The 15241-nt window shown below is 60.2% G+C and carries 9 protein-coding genes; 3 read left to right on the top strand and 6 right to left on the bottom strand.

The annotated features are described in order from the left end of the window. The first annotated feature begins 43 nt into the window (after nucleotides 1-43). On the top strand, nucleotides 44-1339 hold the full coding sequence (locus JNN07_21415) for a Gfo/Idh/MocA family oxidoreductase (protein ID MBL9170309.1): 1296 nt from the start codon (nucleotides 44-46) through the stop codon (nucleotides 1337-1339). Between the two features lie 284 nt (nucleotides 1340-1623). Here JNN07_21415 and JNN07_21410 read toward each other — a convergent pair whose 3' ends face one another. The 5 genes from JNN07_21410 to JNN07_21390 all read right to left on the bottom strand — a co-directional run bounded on the left by JNN07_21410 (nucleotide 1624) and on the right by JNN07_21390 (nucleotide 10044). After that, nucleotides 1624-2088, bottom strand: a complete 465-nt coding sequence (locus tag JNN07_21410) for a hypothetical protein (protein ID MBL9170308.1) — start codon at nucleotides 2086-2088, stop codon at nucleotides 1624-1626. 119 nt (nucleotides 2089-2207) lie between these two features. After that, nucleotides 2208-2861, bottom strand: coding sequence for a hypothetical protein (locus tag JNN07_21405; protein MBL9170307.1), 654 nt, complete (start codon nucleotides 2859-2861; stop codon nucleotides 2208-2210). Between the two features lie 103 nt (nucleotides 2862-2964). After that, complete coding sequence (locus JNN07_21400) at nucleotides 2965-4554, bottom strand: hypothetical protein (GenBank protein ID MBL9170306.1); 1590 nt, start codon at nucleotides 4552-4554, stop codon at nucleotides 2965-2967. Further along, a complete protein-coding gene (locus JNN07_21395) occupies nucleotides 4548-7295 on the bottom strand; it encodes a hypothetical protein (protein ID MBL9170305.1) in 2748 nt (915 codons plus the stop codon). Before JNN07_21395 ends, JNN07_21400 begins: the two co-directional genes overlap by 7 nt. Before the next feature lie 175 nt (nucleotides 7296-7470). Next, nucleotides 7471-10044 (bottom strand): immunoglobulin domain-containing protein, encoded by a 2574-nt coding sequence (locus JNN07_21390; GenBank protein MBL9170304.1) that lies wholly within the window; start codon nucleotides 10042-10044, stop codon nucleotides 7471-7473. Between the two features lie 532 nt (nucleotides 10045-10576). On the opposite strand from JNN07_21390, the gene JNN07_21385 reads away from it, so the two are divergent. Then, a complete protein-coding gene (locus tag JNN07_21385; GenBank protein ID MBL9170303.1) occupies nucleotides 10577-11935 on the top strand; it encodes a Gfo/Idh/MocA family oxidoreductase in 1359 nt (452 codons plus the stop codon). Nucleotides 11936-11984: 49 nt separating this feature from the next. Next, nucleotides 11985-13367: a hypothetical protein gene (locus JNN07_21380; GenBank protein ID MBL9170302.1), complete on the top strand. Its 1383-nt coding sequence runs from the start codon at nucleotides 11985-11987 to the stop codon at nucleotides 13365-13367. Nucleotides 13368-13379: 12 nt separating this feature from the next. Here JNN07_21380 and JNN07_21375 read toward each other — a convergent pair whose 3' ends face one another. Further along, on the bottom strand, nucleotides 13380-15203 hold the full coding sequence (locus JNN07_21375; protein MBL9170301.1) for an autotransporter-associated beta strand repeat-containing protein: 1824 nt from the start codon (nucleotides 15201-15203) through the stop codon (nucleotides 13380-13382). Nucleotides 15204-15241 lie beyond the last annotated feature (38 nt).

Here is a 15241-nt window from a genome sequence, read left to right as displayed (position 1 = left end):
CATTTTCGTTGAAGTGGGGGAATGAGCGGATACCTTTCGTCACATGAAGCGAAGGCAATTTGTCAAACTAGCGGCGGGGGCCATTGTGGCTCCCACGTTCATTCCCTCCTCAGCCCTCGGACAAGGCAAGACCATCTCACCCGGTGAACGTGTCAATGTTGGACTCGTTGGAGCGGGAGGCCAAGGAACTGGGGTGATGAACAGCATGATGAAACGGAGCGGCTTCCAAATCGTGGCCGTCTGTGACGTGTCTGCGAGCCGTAATTCCGTTAAGGCCAATGTAGAGAAATACTACGCTGAAAAGAAGGACAGCGGTGTTTACAAAGGCTGCGACGCTTATCGCGATTTTCGGGAACTGTGCGCGCGTCGTGACATTGATGCAGTTATCGTGGGCACGCCAGATCATTGGCATGCCTTGGCTGTGATGGAAGCGCTGCGCAACGGCAAGGATGTCTATTGCGAGAAACCTATCACTCATCTCTTCGGCGAAGGCCAGGCTATCTACAAGGAGGTCGCCAAGCGGAAGGCGATCTTCCAGACGGGTTCGCAACAGCGGTCCGACCGAAATTTTCGCATTGCCGTGGAAGCGGTTCAAAATGGGCTTTTGGGCAAGATTCAGCATGTCGAGATCGGTCTGCCCACTGGCAATAAAACGGACAAGGAAGGCAGGGTCGGCCTCCCGATTCCCGCCGACCTCGACTACGATCTCTGGTGCGGCCCCAGTCGCTATCTGCCCTTTCATCCGGACCGCCTGCATTGGAATTGGAGATGGTGCTTGGACTACGGCGGCGGACAGCTCATGGACTGGATCGGCCATCATAACGACATCGCTCATTGGGGCCTCGGAATGGACAAGAGCGGACCGACCAAAGTCGAGGCTGTCGGATTTACCTATCCCGAGAAGGGAATGTGGGACAATCCCATCAACTACGAGGTCAAGTGCGAGTTCGAAGGGGGCATCACTTCTTCCCTTTCCAACAAAAACCGGATGGGCACCAAGTGGGTTGGGCAAAACGGTTGGATTTTCGTGGATCGCGGCAAGATTGAAGCCTCCAATGAGGAATGGATTCGTCCCGATTTCAACCGGGGCCCCATCAAGGCCTATGTCTCCGGAGATCATCATGCGAACTTCCTCGAGGGGGTTCGATCCCGCAAGGAATGCATCGCGCCCGCCGAGACCGCCCATCGTTCGATCACGCCGGGCCATCTCGGATACGTTTCCGCCGCCCTGGGTCGAGCCTTGAAGTGGGATCCGAAAAGCGAACAGGTTATCGATGATCCGACCGCCGACAAACTGCTCAAAGCAGTCAACTATCGCGGTGAGTGGAAGTTGGGCTGACGCATGTGAACCGGGAAGTGCGGTTGGGGTTCCTCCAGCAAAACCTGAATCTAGGTTTGCACGGCCCTTAGCCGCAAAGAACCAAAGACGACGAAAAACCGGAACAGATACAGGGTCGGAGAATCGATGGGTTGCACTCTTTTTTCGGCATCTTTCGTATTTTGCGGCTAAGTCTCCCTGCTTTGGCGGGTTCATTCCACACATCCTCGGGGCCGACACCGGGCGCATCCCGCAATCATGTCGGCCCCGGGATAGCCTGCCCTCGCTCCGCCGCGCGCCAGCGACTACTCGGAGCGGCTCCCGACAAACTTCAGGGCTACCTCCCGCTTGTCGGGTTCGCGAAGGTTCGAGCTCAGCTCGAACGAGGCGTGCTCGCCGGAGCCAAAACGCCGCAGAATGAAGGGGCCGTCGCCGAACGGATCGCGGATTTGCCGGAATGCCCCCTCGCCGCCAGACCGAAGGGCAATGGCGGCGCGGAGCATCGCCAGGTGAGCCTCGAGGCGTAGCTCCGTTTGTCGCGCCTTGAGAATGTTTGGCACTAACACTTCCACGAGCGGATTCTTGAGCGCGTCGATCTTTCGCTGAAACTCCGCGTGCTCCCACGCAAGCCTGTCCGGTGTCGCTGACATGATCGGTTCCAGCCAGTCATAAATCGGACGTGCTGCCCTGAAGAGGGCGACCATCTGGTCCAGCGATCGGCCCGCGGGGGCAAGCCCGTCGCGGATTTCCTGATTTAGGATTCGTTCCATCGTCGCACGACATTCTTCAGACGCTTTCGTAGGGTCGCCGCCATACTCCCTCCGCACTCCCTCGAGGCGGGCTATCGTCCAGTCTAGGAACCGCGTTCGTTCCATTGCCATCGCCTGCTTTACGGTCGCCCGGGCTGGGCTGCATCCAGCTGCGCCTCCAGCGACTTCAACGCGGCCGGATCCAATTGCTGAAAATGATCTGCCACCGTCCTCAGCGCCAGGCTCTCGATCGACATGCCGATCATGGTCGGGACCAGAGTCAGCGCCCGCCCCGTGTGACGTCCCAGGATGAGTATGGCCATGGCGTCATCCACAGCTCGCTGATCGCGGCCCGCCTCGACGGCGTAGTGCACCCGAACCGGCACGATCTGGGCCGTCTTCCGCAGGGTCAGCAGGTTTGGGATGTATGCGCCCGGGCCGTCCGCCGGATCCGATCCCCAATCGCACGGCACTCGCATCTGAGCCGCGCGGCGCAGGCATTCAAACATGACATCATACTTGACGACGTGCGGTTCGGCTTCCGCCAGCGCCAGGGTCGGTGGTTCGGCAAACATCCCCTTGTGAATGTCTGTGGGAAGTTCCACTCGCCGATCGAATGCCTGCCAGTAGAGCAAAGCCGGATTAATATCGTCCCGCGGTGCTACCGCGCTCAACTCCCCGGCGGCCCCAGCCGCCGCTAGCTCGGCGCAGAGCAGCACTGCGGAGACCAGCGTAAGTCCCAGAACGTTTCGTTTCGCCCCATCCCAACCGTTTGATTTGAATATAAAGTTCATCCTATTGATGCCATTCGCCTTGTCTGTGCGTGCGCAGAGTGGAAACACCGAGAATCGAGTTTGGTTTCGGAGGTGGTAGAAATACCCGCCTCCGCGCTATAAACTAGTCTCTCGGTATTTCATTCACCGTGTAGTAGGCTTTCTGGTGAAGCAGGCGCTGGCCGTCCGGCGCCGTGATTGCGCCGAGATCGAAATCGTGGATGTGATCCTCCATGATCTTCTCTAGGTGTAACGCTACCGACATCCCGTCGGTTGAGGGAATCGCCCGGGTTACACGCGCCGTGGTGTGGTCCACTTCGGGACTGCCGTAGCCGGCGTGGTACACATGCGTGTAAGTGGTGATTTTATACGACTCCGCTGTCGCGGCGACCTGGCGGTCCACTGGCTTGGTGAAGGTGATGAGGAAGCCCTCCTTCTTGATGTTGATCTCCTGGATCTCGAACGGTACGACGCCATTCCAATCGATGCGTTGGATGGCGAAGGGTGCCGTCCCACGCACGGGCCACTGCCTACTGGTGGTGAAGCCTCCGGCGAACAGTTGTCCTTGGGGCGAGAACTCCACGTTCATGATCCCGGTCGCCAATCCCTCGCGGAAGGGATAGCACGCGCCCTGCCATACCCCATTAATCTGCTCGGTCGTCGCGCGCATGATCAGGCTGAGGCTATAGTCGCCCAGAAAAAGCTGATTCTCGAACGGGCCAAACTTCCCGCCAGTGTTGTTCAGCCGAAAGCCGGAGACGGATCTTCCCATCTTGATGTAAGGAAACTTCACGGCCGGAGGCACGAGTTCCTTGATACGCTTTCTTTCGACGCTCAGGCGCGAATTGTCGTTAGGTTCAACTTCTGGAGCTTTCCTGCCCGGTACGAACGGATACCAGTTGTAACTCGCGGGATGCCCGAGGAAGCCGCCCTCCTTGAGATGTTTGAGCGAACAGCATCCATTCCAGGGTCCCTGGCTTTCGGTGACGAACATCGCGCCCTCCGCATTCCCGCCCACCCCGCCCGGGCTGCGCAGCCCGCTGCAAATCGGGATCATCACTCCTTTGGGGGTCACCTTGACCGCCCAACCCCGGAATAGGTTGTGCGACTCGTAGGATCCGCTGAGGCCCAGCGCCACCCAGATGTTGCCTTCCGGATCGGGCTTGGAGCCGAAGGCGAACTCATGCCCTTCGGCGTAGCCCCAATTGCTCGTCAAGGTGTCGTAGCGGTCCGCGACCTCATCGCCGTCGACATCGGAGATGCGGGTGACCTCGCCCCAGGTGGTGGCGGTCATCGCGCCGTTCCTCCACGAGAGCGCGAAGATTTCATCCTGACCGCTGGCGAACAGGTGGTAGTCCGGCTTCGGTGGAGTCTCGAACGCGCCCTTGACGAAATAGATGTCGCCACGTCGGGTTCCCACCGCCAGCCGTCCATCGGGAAGAACCTCAAAACTGCCCGGCTTCATCGGGACTCCGGCGGGAATCGAGATGTTGACGATGGGGTAATAGTTCGCCTCCTCCGCGGCGGTGCCCCACATCGCGCCTAGTTCTTCCTCGGCGCGGAGCAGTGGGGTGAGGGCCAAGGCCAGAACTGAGAACAACCGGAGATAGTCACCCCAGAGGCGGGATGGGCGCAGAGGGGTAGTGTAAAGGAGCTGAACTTCTTCTCTGCGTCCTTGTCCCGCCTCTGCGGTGTAAGCTCGGGGTGTCACCATTGGTATTCCAGGATGAGTGTGGAGCGACCTTTGGGAACCGTCAGAGGAATCAACACGTCGCCTACTTCACCTTCGCGGACGGTTCCCGTGTGGTCGCTGAGGATCCGAAGACGGAGTTTATCGATGGTGAATGTGCGCTCAGATTGCGCGGTTGGCTTCTTCCCAGCCGCGGCGCGGAAATAGAATGGCGGCTGCTCGGCGGCGGCCTCGAAGCGGAGAATTCGCTTAAAGTACGCCTTGCCGTCCTGGCCTCGCACGTCTTCGAAGAAATCCTCCACCGCGATGTCGCCGTAGCGGTAGAGCAGCGTCGGACGGCGAGCAGCATCAAGACGATAGCCGCCGAACTGGTAGCCGTGATCCTGCGGGAAAGCATGGTTGGCCTTCCCTTTATAGGGCCATTGGTCCTCGAGTGATTTCAAGCGATGAAATGGAATGCCCGGAGGAAGGGAAATGGGGTCCGTTCCGCGCGGGCGGAAATGACCGGGCTCCACGCTGGCGAACTCGCCTTTCCAGAGCTGGCGCAGCGCCATCTCGCCCGCGTCGAACGCCAGGTTGATGCGCTCCGGATAACCCACCCCGATGCCACGATATCCCACCGGACTCTGCCCTCGGCAGATCTCGGTCACATCGCCGACGCGAAGCTCGCTGGATTGCCGCGACAATCCGATCGGCTTCTTGGCGCGTGGTCCGTCCTCCAGAAAGGCCCAGAGCGCCTCGATCTGTTGTCCGGCGTCGCCGTCCAGGATGTTCTTCAATGTGGACTCACCGTCCGGCCAGTAGGTGGGCATGATCACATTCGCGTGAAAGCGGGAAGGTTGACGGAGGTAAAGGTGAAACCAGTTCTTCTTCAGACGACTGGTCACCTGCGCGAGATCGAGCGCGCTCATTTCGCCTGGCTTCTGTCCGTTGAACTCATGGCACGCGATGCAACTTAGCCCCGTGCTGCCCACCATGTCGTGGCCGGCATTCTTCGAGTCCGGAACGCTCGCTACAGGGGGAATCGACGCGCTCTCTAGGGCGTCAACCTTGCCAAACAACTCGACGAGATGGTGAACGTTGGCTTCGCCGAATTGCGGCATGGCGGCGTCAAGGTAGTCTCGCTGCCGCTTTCCGCGCAGCAGCACCTCCGCGAGCCAGTGAGTGGTCAGCTTCGCGCCCACGTGAGTCAGAGGCGGCGGCAGGCGCCCTTGATCGCCGAGTGACGGCTGAGTCCCGGTGAAGAGGGAGTTGCGCTCGGGAGCGATGCCGCCGACGCCGGCCCGTTCGTGGCAGGCGATGCAGTTGAACGTGACAAGTGTCTTGTGAACTTGCTGCTGGTCGTCGAGTTGCAGGTTTTCCACGCGAGGCAATGCCTTGGTGATCCAACCGCGTTGCTCCTCGCTCAGGTCGAAGCGAGGCCAAGCGCCGGAAGCCTTGCTCAGGCATCCACGGCTCGAATCCAGCTTGGCTAGAGCGGTGAACGAGCTGGCCGCAACCTTGAGATCATCATGACAGTTCGCGCAGCCAAGTTTTCCAAACCGTTCCTGTCCGCGCATCGCGAGCTCGGTGTTCACTGGGAGCGGTTCAAAAGCCGGGATGGGTTCCCTGGAAACGGACAGGGCCGACGACGGAATCGTTGCTCGAGCGAACTGCGGGCCTTCCATTTCGAACGAGAACCTAGGTGAGTGGCCGGTGTGGATGTACGTGAGCTGGATGGCATGCCGGCCCGCGTTGAGCTCAGCCGAGCCCTCGAGTTGCTTCACCCCGCGCCGGTCGCTGGGGTCGAGCTGGATGAGTTGCGTGCCGTTCACCGTGAGCGCTCCTCCGTTCATGGTCACGAAGAACCTGTAGCGCCCCGGGTTGGCGAGGTTGATCCAACCTTCGAAGCGAACTGCCGTGTGATGTTGTGGCTTGCCTAGACTTTCCAGTTGGAAATCTTTCACGTGGCCTGCCCGTTCCGGAGTCACGTTTTCGCTCGCTAAGCCCTCCCACACATCGCCGCGATACAGGGTGTACTTCAGATGGCCTGGCACCTGAATGTCCTGCAGCAGGTAATGGGCGATCCGTTCGAGTTCCCGGCCGGGCAGCCGCAGATCTGGCATCCGACCCGATGGTCGGCTGCTGTGCGGTTGACGGAGAAACTCGACCAGACTCCTGAAGCTGTATTTGCGATCCAATGCTCCCAGCGGCACGGAGGCCTGGGTAAGCAACTCCGTTCCTTGATCGTCGCGGGGTGAATGGCAAGCGGCGCATCCGCGGGAATGAAACAGCTTCTTCCCGAGCTGCGCAGCCACGGCATCCGGCGGCTGCAAATTGAACTCTGCTGGCTTCAACGAAAGCAGGAAGTGGGTCAACTCGGTGGCTGTCCGTTTCCTCTCCTCAGAACTCAACTGCGTCAGCACGTCTGGCATCGTGGTGCCTGCCTTGGTCCCCTGCGGATCGTTGATGAACGACTCGAGGTAGTGCGGATTCACCCGGGAGCCGATTTCCGCCAGGCGAGGTGCCTTCTTAGAGCGAGCGAATATGGATGTGTCACCCCGGTGGCAAGCGACACAATTCAACTCTTCGATCAGCACCAGCCCCTTCAGCTGCGGATCGAGCGGGCTGGAAGCCAGGCCGGGAAACACTGTCTCCCCCAAGGCGATCGGAACTGAATAGACCAGCAGGAGGGCACTCAAGCTGATCAACCGACGGATTTCCGCCTTGAGGAGATTTACCGTTCCCAGTCGCGATTCGGAATGGTTTTTCTCGGTGAATAGCATGCCAGTTCTTGAATCTGACGGAATTTAAGGGTGTAGGGCAAGATCTGAGCTTCGGACCCACTGGCGACCCGTTCGCAGTCAGCTGGGAATTTTGGCGGCACCGAGCAAACGGTGCGTCGGTGTACGATACCTAGGGGTAAAGCCCCCTGCTTTCCCATCGTGAACAGTCTCTGGATCACTCCTTTGCCCGAAGGGTTCCGGGACGACTTCGGGTCGCGAGTGAACCATCGGATACCACGCATCGATACGTGCTGCCGATATCCCACAGCGTCGTCTTGGGCGAGGTGTAGCTGGGTGAGGTCGCTTCGGGGATATCGACCCGGTTCTTCTGCCACTGGTAGCGCAGGTTCTGGCCGGTGGCTGAAACTCTGAACGTGGCTGTCTCGGACAGTACGACTGTTGCGTCCTCGGGTTGGGCCGTGATGACCGGTGCCTCGGCCGATGGGCTTGGACAGTCAGCTCGCGAGATCTGATAGGTCACGCCGGACTCAGTGTTAAAAGTGAACTCATCCTCGTTTTGGACGACCGGGACCGACTGCCGATTGTCCGCTCGCGTTACGGTAATGCAGTCTCCGTCGAATGGGCTTTGCAGCGCACACGGATTGCCCCTTTCGCTGAAGATCCGCACTGAGTCAATTGTTTGCGCTGCCGAGCGGTATCTTGCGCCGACGAGAAAAGCACCCACTGCCCGGAGCCCCTTGAATGCCGCGTCCCGTGTTCGGTCCCAGTTGGGAAATACCCTGATGACGCCGTCGTGGCTCTGCAGCAACATGTTGTTGATGGCCTCGATAATCCCTGCGGTTTCGATCCCCCCTCCATCCTTCTGGGACACGACGCCATTGGGTTCGGGTTTCCACTTCTTGATCGCCTCGAGCACGCGATCGGGGCGGTAGCCAGCCCGGACGGCCATAACAAACATCATGCCGAAGTCATTTCCATTTTGCCAACCGCACCAGCGTTGGGGATGAAACATATTCCCCTTGTCGAGGGTGTGGCAGGTCGCGAGTTTGTAGGCAGGCAGGGTTCTATGGCTGATGTTGTCGAAGGTGGTGGTAAACATCACGCCCGTGTTCCGGGCTCCGCCCTGATAGTGCAGGGCTTCCATGATGTCATGGACCGCATCGGGTCTGAAGGTCACTTTGTTCTCCCAGGCCTGCAGTGGATACTCGCTCAAGTTGTCCAGAATGTCCTGCCAGTGGGCTCGTCGGTTCGCGTCCCGTCCGAGATGCACGCTTGCCGCGATGATCTCACGGTAGAGAAATCGCATGGCTCCGAGACTGAACATGTCATTTTTCGCGAACCAGTTCGCCCCTTCGTGTACCGAGCCGTAGACGTCGTAACGCCCGTTGACCGGCTTGCCGATGTAATCGTCGAAGAAATCCGTGACCTCCTGCATGAGTGGATAACAAGTCTCGGACAGGAAGGAGCGGTCCTGGCCATACTTCCACTTCCAGACGAGGGGCAGTATGCCAAAGACCGCATTGGTGGCCATGCAGCAATCCTCACTCCCATTGGTGCCCCCTCCGGTGGATGGCGTGCCGTGGGCCGTGAATGACCCTTCAAACTGAACACCTCGACAATTTGCAGGCATCCGGGCGGCGATTTCCGGAGAGACCCACCGGTTGGCGACACGTTTTCTGGCCGTGTTCTCCGCATAGTATTTGATCGTCTGGATATAGGGATCGACCAGATCGATGTGGTTGGCGGCGAAGGTCCCATAGTAGGGATTCTGGGCATTGTAGTTCATACCCAGATTCCCGAACCACTTCATATCGTCGGTCCGGTTCCAAGGACCCCAATGCCCGGGTGCTTTGCCGGGACCATTGTCGCTGCCGCTTCGTGCGGCGGAACCGATCATGTAGAGGTGGTTATACCAGTAGCGCTGCACCTCATCGTCCAAGTGGATATAAGATCGTAGCCAGAACTGTTTCCACCAGGCTCGGTTCTGAGCGGAGAGATCGGCCACACCCACTTCCGTCGTATCCCGAGCGGAGGCCAACACCGCCGCGAGGGGAGAAGGGGCATTCTTTGTGTGTTCGGCTTGAAGGAAAAGTCTCACGATTCCGCCGTTGGCGGGCAGGGTGAAGGTCAACCTGGAATAGTTGCGGTCGTCGGTGGTTGCCAGGCTCGTTGCGCCCAAGACCCGGGCGGCTACTGCGCCCTTCACATAAAAAGGCGCGCCTTCGGCGTTAGGTTCCTTGGTGACCCAGATCACCTCGCCGGAGGTGCCCGCGCTTTTGGCGACATACTGATTGCCAACAATCGAGAGGGTGGCCTGCAGCCGTACGTCGGCACCCCCGTTGGTAGACAACTCCAACACCAGCGCGTTGCTGGATGCGGACAGATAGGCTCTCGTCAGGACCGGAGCCCCTGCCATGGTGCAATCGGCCCGAATCTCTGCGTTTCTCAGGTCCTGGGTGACGCGATAAGCGCTCCCTGATTCCATGCCGGACGCTGCTTCGATCGTCCAGATCGCGAGGTTCAGGATGTGTTGCTTGTATGGCCCGGGGGCCGGGTCGTCGCCACCGCGAAACCCTACTACGTCATTCCCCGCATGAAATCCGTTCTTCCCCAAATAGTATTTCAGGGAGTGCCTCGTGCCGCCGAGATGGGCTCCGAAGTCGCCGTTGCCCAGGTAACCGCCCTTCATCAACGTTCGGCAGGTGGCGTCATCCCAGGGTTCGCTGTAGGTGGAGGAGGCGCTGTCGAGCAGCACCGAGATCGTCTCCCAATCCGACGCATCAGGCATCGACCCAGGTTGCCCGGATGATCGGGAGCGGGGCAGTAAACTCTGACTGGCGTCCGCGCCGACGACTTCCGGCGCGAGACACACAGCGGTGCATGCTTGCCCGACAACCTGGAGAAAGGTTCTTCTTTCCATAACGGTCCGAGAGTTTGAGCCTAATCAACCCGTGTGAGTGGTGGTTTACTGGACTGCGGCTGGCGCTTGGAAATTCAGTTCGCTGTTCATTTAACGCCAGCTGACCTTCCTCAATCGGGGGGGGTAAAGTGGGTGAGATCAGGGGATCCCGACTTCGTCGTGGGGACAAAAGCGGCAGAGGCCTGCCGCACTCCAAATGGTCAAGCGCGCCGCGAAGCGTCTTGGAGTTGAACGCGAAGCGGTCCGATGAGGGTTATAGTTCCATAGTCCTGCAGCCCTCTACAGCTTTTCGGCACTCGACGGAGTCGGGTGATCTCACCCACCTTAAATCATACCCCGAAGTCGTCCTATTCCACCTTTCCCCTTTCTTGTCGGCGCTAGGGCGGCTATCAATCAGCCCATGAACATCCCGCATCTCACATCCAGAGCCTGCCAAGATGACACTCCCAATCGCCGCCAGTTCCTTCGGACTGCCGCTGTGGCCGCCGGGGGAATCGCCTTGGCCGGCCCATCGTCCTTCAACCTGGCCCGCGCTGGCGAGCCTGGAGCCAACAGTCGATTGCGCCTCGGGGTGATTGGCTGTGGGGGGCAAGGAGGTGGCGACCTGGATGCCTTCCTGCGCAATCCAGAGGTGGACTGTGTCATCATCGCCGATGTCGACGACGCGCGGGCTGCCAAGGGAGCGGAGATCGTGGCCAAACATCGGAAGACCAAGCCGGACACCGTCCGCGATTTCCGACGCGTGCTCGACCGCAAGGACGTTGACATCGTGCTGGTGGCGACGCCTGACCACTGGCACGCCCTTCCTACCGTCATGGCCTGCCAGGCCGGCAAGGATGTGTATGTGGAAAAGCCGCTGGCCTCGACCATCGACGAAGGGCGGGCCATCGTTACGGCTGCTCAGAAGCACCAGCGCATCGTGCAGATGGGATCTCAGTGGAAGAGCTGCCAGCACATCATTGATGCGGCGGAATTTGTGAAGTCCGGCCGACTGGGGAAAGTCAGCATGGTTCGAGCTTGGGCCTGGCTGGATTGGCAACCAGAGATCGGGCGTCCTGCGGACAGCGCGCCGCCGTCTGGCGTAGACTATGACTTGTGGCTCGGGCCGGCTCCGAAACGCCCCTTCAATCAGAACCGGTTCCATTACAACTTCCGCTGGTTCTGGGATTACGCCGGCGGGTTGATGACCGACTGGGGCGTGCACCTCATCAACATGGCCATGATGGGTATGCCTGTGGTTTCGCCCAAGACGGTGTGTTCGAGCGGGGGCACTTACGTCCAGACTGACATGAGAGACACGCCGGATTCGCAGATAGCGTTGTATGAGTTTCCGGACTTTATGCTCCAGTGGGAACACAAGAGCGGCGTGGGCTTGGGCATGAATGGCCGTTCCTGGGGTGTTTCTTGGAGCGGCACCGAAGGTACCGTTCTCATGAACGACGAGGGGTGGCAACTCTTAGTGGAACGGCGCAAGGCCAATCTCGAGCCCTTCAAACGTCCCAGCACTGGCAACGCTCATCCGGCGCACGTGCGCAATTTCCTGGACTGCGTCCGGTCGCGTCAACGTCCCGTGCTCGACGCTGAACTCGGACACCATGTCTCCACCCTCGCGCATCTGGGCAATATTGCGTTTCGCTCGGAGACCAAACTGGTTTGGGATGCCGCAAAGGAGCGGGTGACCAACAGCCCTGAGGCGGACCGCCTCGTCGGCGTCAAATATCGGAAGCCCTGGAAGCTGCCCTATTCGCACCGAGCGTGAACGAGTCACTCTCCATTAAACATCCGTCCATCGCCTTTGCCGCATCGCCATGAAACGACTGCTCCTCTCTCTCGCCGCCCTGGTCATGCTGGCCGCTCCGCTTGCCGCCGCCGTCCGACTGCCGGCGGTCATCGGCTCGCACATGGTTTTGCAGCGCGGGCCTAAGGCCGCCCTCTGGGGGTGGGCCGCACCGGCCGAGGCCGTCACGGTGTCGGTCAGTTGGTCCACCGACACCTGGAAAACGACCGCATCCAACGGCGGGCGTTGGTCCACCGAGATCGAGACCCCGCAGGCAGCGGGTCCGCATACGATCCGCATCCGTGGAGGGAACGAAATCGTGCTCGAGGACGTGCTGATAGGCGAGGTGTGGGTCTGTAGTGGTCAGAGCAATATGGAATGGTCGGGCGATCAGGGTTTGGCTCAGTGCAAGGAGGAGGCTCCACACGCCACGAACTCCATGATCCGGTTCTTCTACATTCCCAAGGCTACCTCTGCGACGCCGCAGGATCATGTGTCGGCCCGTTGGGTCGTTTGTTCGCCCGAGGAGATGTTGCACTTCAGCGCGGTCGGGTATTTCTTCGGCAAGCTCCTCAACGATAAGCTCGGGGTGCCCGTGGGGCTCATCAACAGTAACTGGGGCGGCACCCCGGCCGAGGTGTGGACGCCGCGCGAGATCGTCGAGGAAGATCCGGACCTGCGGGCCGCGGCGGCGAAGCTCAAGCCGTTCGCCTGGTGGCCTCATGAGCCGGGGGTGGCCTTCAACGCGATGATCCACCCCATCACCCTGTTCCGGATCGCGGGGGTTATTTGGTACCAGGGCGAGAGCAACGTCCCGACCCACGACACTTACCGCAAGCTCTTCACCCGGATGATCGACGGTTGGCGCACGGCGTGGAAGGCTGAACTGCCCTTCTACTTCGCGCAGATCGCCCCTTACACTTACGATGACCCGACCCGGGCGGCCTTCCTGCGCGAGGCGCAGACCCAGGCGGCCGCGCACCCCAAGACGGGCATGGTGGTGACCAGCGACCTGGTCGATAACGTGAAGGACATCCATCCGCAGATGAAGCGCGAGGTAGCCGCTCGGCTGGCCCGTTACGCCTTGGCCGAGACCTATGCCGTCCCGGGGTCTGAACACCGGAGCCCCACCTATCGCTCGCATCGTGTGGAGGGATCCTCCATCCGCGTGGAGTTCAATCCGGTTCCGACCACGCTGGTCTCGCGCGGCGGACCGCCCACGCACTTCAAGGTGGCCGGTTCCGACGGCCGATTCGTCGAAGCTCAGGCCGTGATCGACGGCAAGTCGGTGGTCGTCTCCAGTCCGGAGGTGCCCAGTCCGGTCGCCGTCCGCTTCGCGTTCACCTGCGACGCGATCCCCAACCTGTTCACGGCCGAGGGATTGCCGGTGAACCTGTTCCGCACCGACCGCTGAGCGGGGGATTTCTTAGTAGGTCGCCAGACGGTAGTACACTGCTCCGACTTCCGGATTCATGGGTATGACTGCGGTGTTCAAACCGCCTCCAACGTGATCGTGATAGGGTCCGAGAATGTTGTTGGTGCTGGACTGCAACTTGTAGACGCCGCCCCATGAGAGGTTGAGAGTGCTGCCGGACTGCACCACGGCGATGGTCGCTGGTGCAAAGCCCGTGACGGTGATCGTGCCGGTGCTGTTGGGATCAATGCCGGCAGTTCCTGCGCCATAAGTGCCGTTGGGTTGTTGAACTCCGTCGATCCACAACTGACGGCAAAGGGCGTCGCCTTCGTAGCTCAGTTTCAACACGCCAGGTCCGAACGCCCCGGTCGTTGTGATACGGTAGGCGCTGTTCGCACTAATCGCGGTCAGACCTTGCACATCCAAGGTGCCGCTTTCGATGGAGGTGTCCCCGCTGTAAGTCGCCACGCAGTCATTGCGCAGCCCCTGGGTGCATCCGGTAACACGGGTGGTGGTGACTTCGAGAGTGGTGATGTTGGATTGCACCAGGTCGTACGGCTGGGTGTTGATCTTTCTCAAGGCGAGAATGCCGCCCACGCCCGGGTTGTCCATGAGTTGGTAGGGAGCGTTCCGACCGGCTTGTTCATTCCCGTAGCCCACCGTCAGGGTGGAAACGGTTCCGACCGCGCTATTGTAGATTTTCGCGCCCGGTTGTCCGGCCGTCATCAGCGCGATGGTTTGATCACGCCCATTAAGATCGAGAGCGGAACCATTTTGAATTCGCAAGGGGCCAGTGAGACTTCCAGTGAGCGTCGGGATGCCCAGGCTATGGTTGCCCGCCAGCTTGACAATGGTGCCTCCGTCAATGCGGGTGGATCCCGAGTAGGTGTTGTCGCCTGCCAGGGTCCAGGTGGAGCCAGCGGTTCCCGAGATGCTGACGATGCCGATCTGGTAGCCTGGCCCTTGCGGTGTGGCGCCAGCGGCGAAATTGTCACCAACAAGCACCCCATTGTTGCCGTCGGCGATTACACCAGAGAAGGTGTGGTCCAGGCCATCCATGATGACATTCAGTCCCGCTTGAACGCTCGAACCGTTGTTGACGATCAATCCAAAACCTTCTGGAACCCGGATCACTTCGTTCTTCGGGTCATTGTTGAGATCCAGTGTGCCGCCGGTCATGACCATTCGTGTCCCCAGGATCCGGGCTCCAATTTGTTCACCGGGCGCCGATACCCATTGGCTGGCGAGGGGTGCGGAGTCGTCGAAGGTCGTGCCGAATTTTAGAGTGGCGCCGGTGTCCAAGGCTTCGATGCTGTCCACGGCGTGAGGGCTTCCCGCGGTGGCTCCGTTGCCTGCACCGGCCGCCTGGAGGATCAGCGTGCCGCTCCGGATGTAGGTGCCGCCGGTGTAATGGTTGGCATCCGGGACGGAGGCGTCGCCGGCGAGCAGGATCGTTTTGGACCCTTGAATCACTAGACCGTTCTCCCCCACAATGCTCGCTGCAATCGTCACGTCCTCGGTGGCCGTCAAGGTCGGGCTCGCGCCGGCCAGGGTCAGAGCGTTGCCATTCCCCTCAAGGGTGTAACCAGCCGCAGTAAAGTTCAGGCGCTGAGCGGTGATGGGGCCGCCGAGCATGACGGTACCCGCTCCCGTCGGTCCGAAGATCGCATCGTCGCCATCAGACCAGATCGTCGGCAAGGTCCAGTTGGCGCTGGCCAGATCCCACAGGGAATTGGCCGAACTGTTATTCCATAAGTTCTCGGCGGCGCGCGTTTGCCAAGGTGTGACGGCTGCCAGCATCATGCTGACCGCTAGAACAGTAGTGCAGGGTTTCATAGTTTTGAAGGGGAGGTGCTTCTGTGCAGGGCTGCTGT

This window comes from Verrucomicrobiales bacterium (genome assembly GCA_016793885.1).
In the GTDB taxonomy this organism is placed as follows: domain Bacteria; phylum Verrucomicrobiota; class Verrucomicrobiia; order Limisphaerales; family UBA11320; genus UBA11320.
Note: the sequence above shows the minus strand (reverse complement) of the source record. Positions and strands in the feature narration are given on the sequence as shown.

Coding starts and splice junctions, on each gene's coding strand:
- JNN07_21415 (MBL9170309.1), top strand. CDS start 44: ATGAAGCGAAGGCAATTTGTCAAACTAGCGGCGGGGGCCATTGTGGCT.
- JNN07_21410 (MBL9170308.1), bottom strand. CDS start 2,088: ATGGAACGAATCCTAAATCAGGAAATCCGCGACGGGCTTGCCCCCGCG.
- JNN07_21405 (MBL9170307.1), bottom strand. CDS start 2,861: ATGAACTTTATATTCAAATCAAACGGTTGGGATGGGGCGAAACGAAAC.
- JNN07_21400 (MBL9170306.1), bottom strand. CDS start 4,554: ATGGTGACACCCCGAGCTTACACCGCAGAGGCGGGACAAGGACGCAGA.
- JNN07_21395 (MBL9170305.1), bottom strand. CDS start 7,295: ATGCTATTCACCGAGAAAAACCATTCCGAATCGCGACTGGGAACGGTA.
- JNN07_21390 (MBL9170304.1), bottom strand. CDS start 10,044: ATGCCTGATGCGTCGGATTGGGAGACGATCTCGGTGCTGCTCGACAGC.
- JNN07_21385 (MBL9170303.1), top strand. CDS start 10,577: ATGAACATCCCGCATCTCACATCCAGAGCCTGCCAAGATGACACTCCC.
- JNN07_21380 (MBL9170302.1), top strand. CDS start 11,985: ATGAAACGACTGCTCCTCTCTCTCGCCGCCCTGGTCATGCTGGCCGCT.
- JNN07_21375 (MBL9170301.1), bottom strand. CDS start 15,203: ATGAAACCCTGCACTACTGTTCTAGCGGTCAGCATGATGCTGGCAGCC.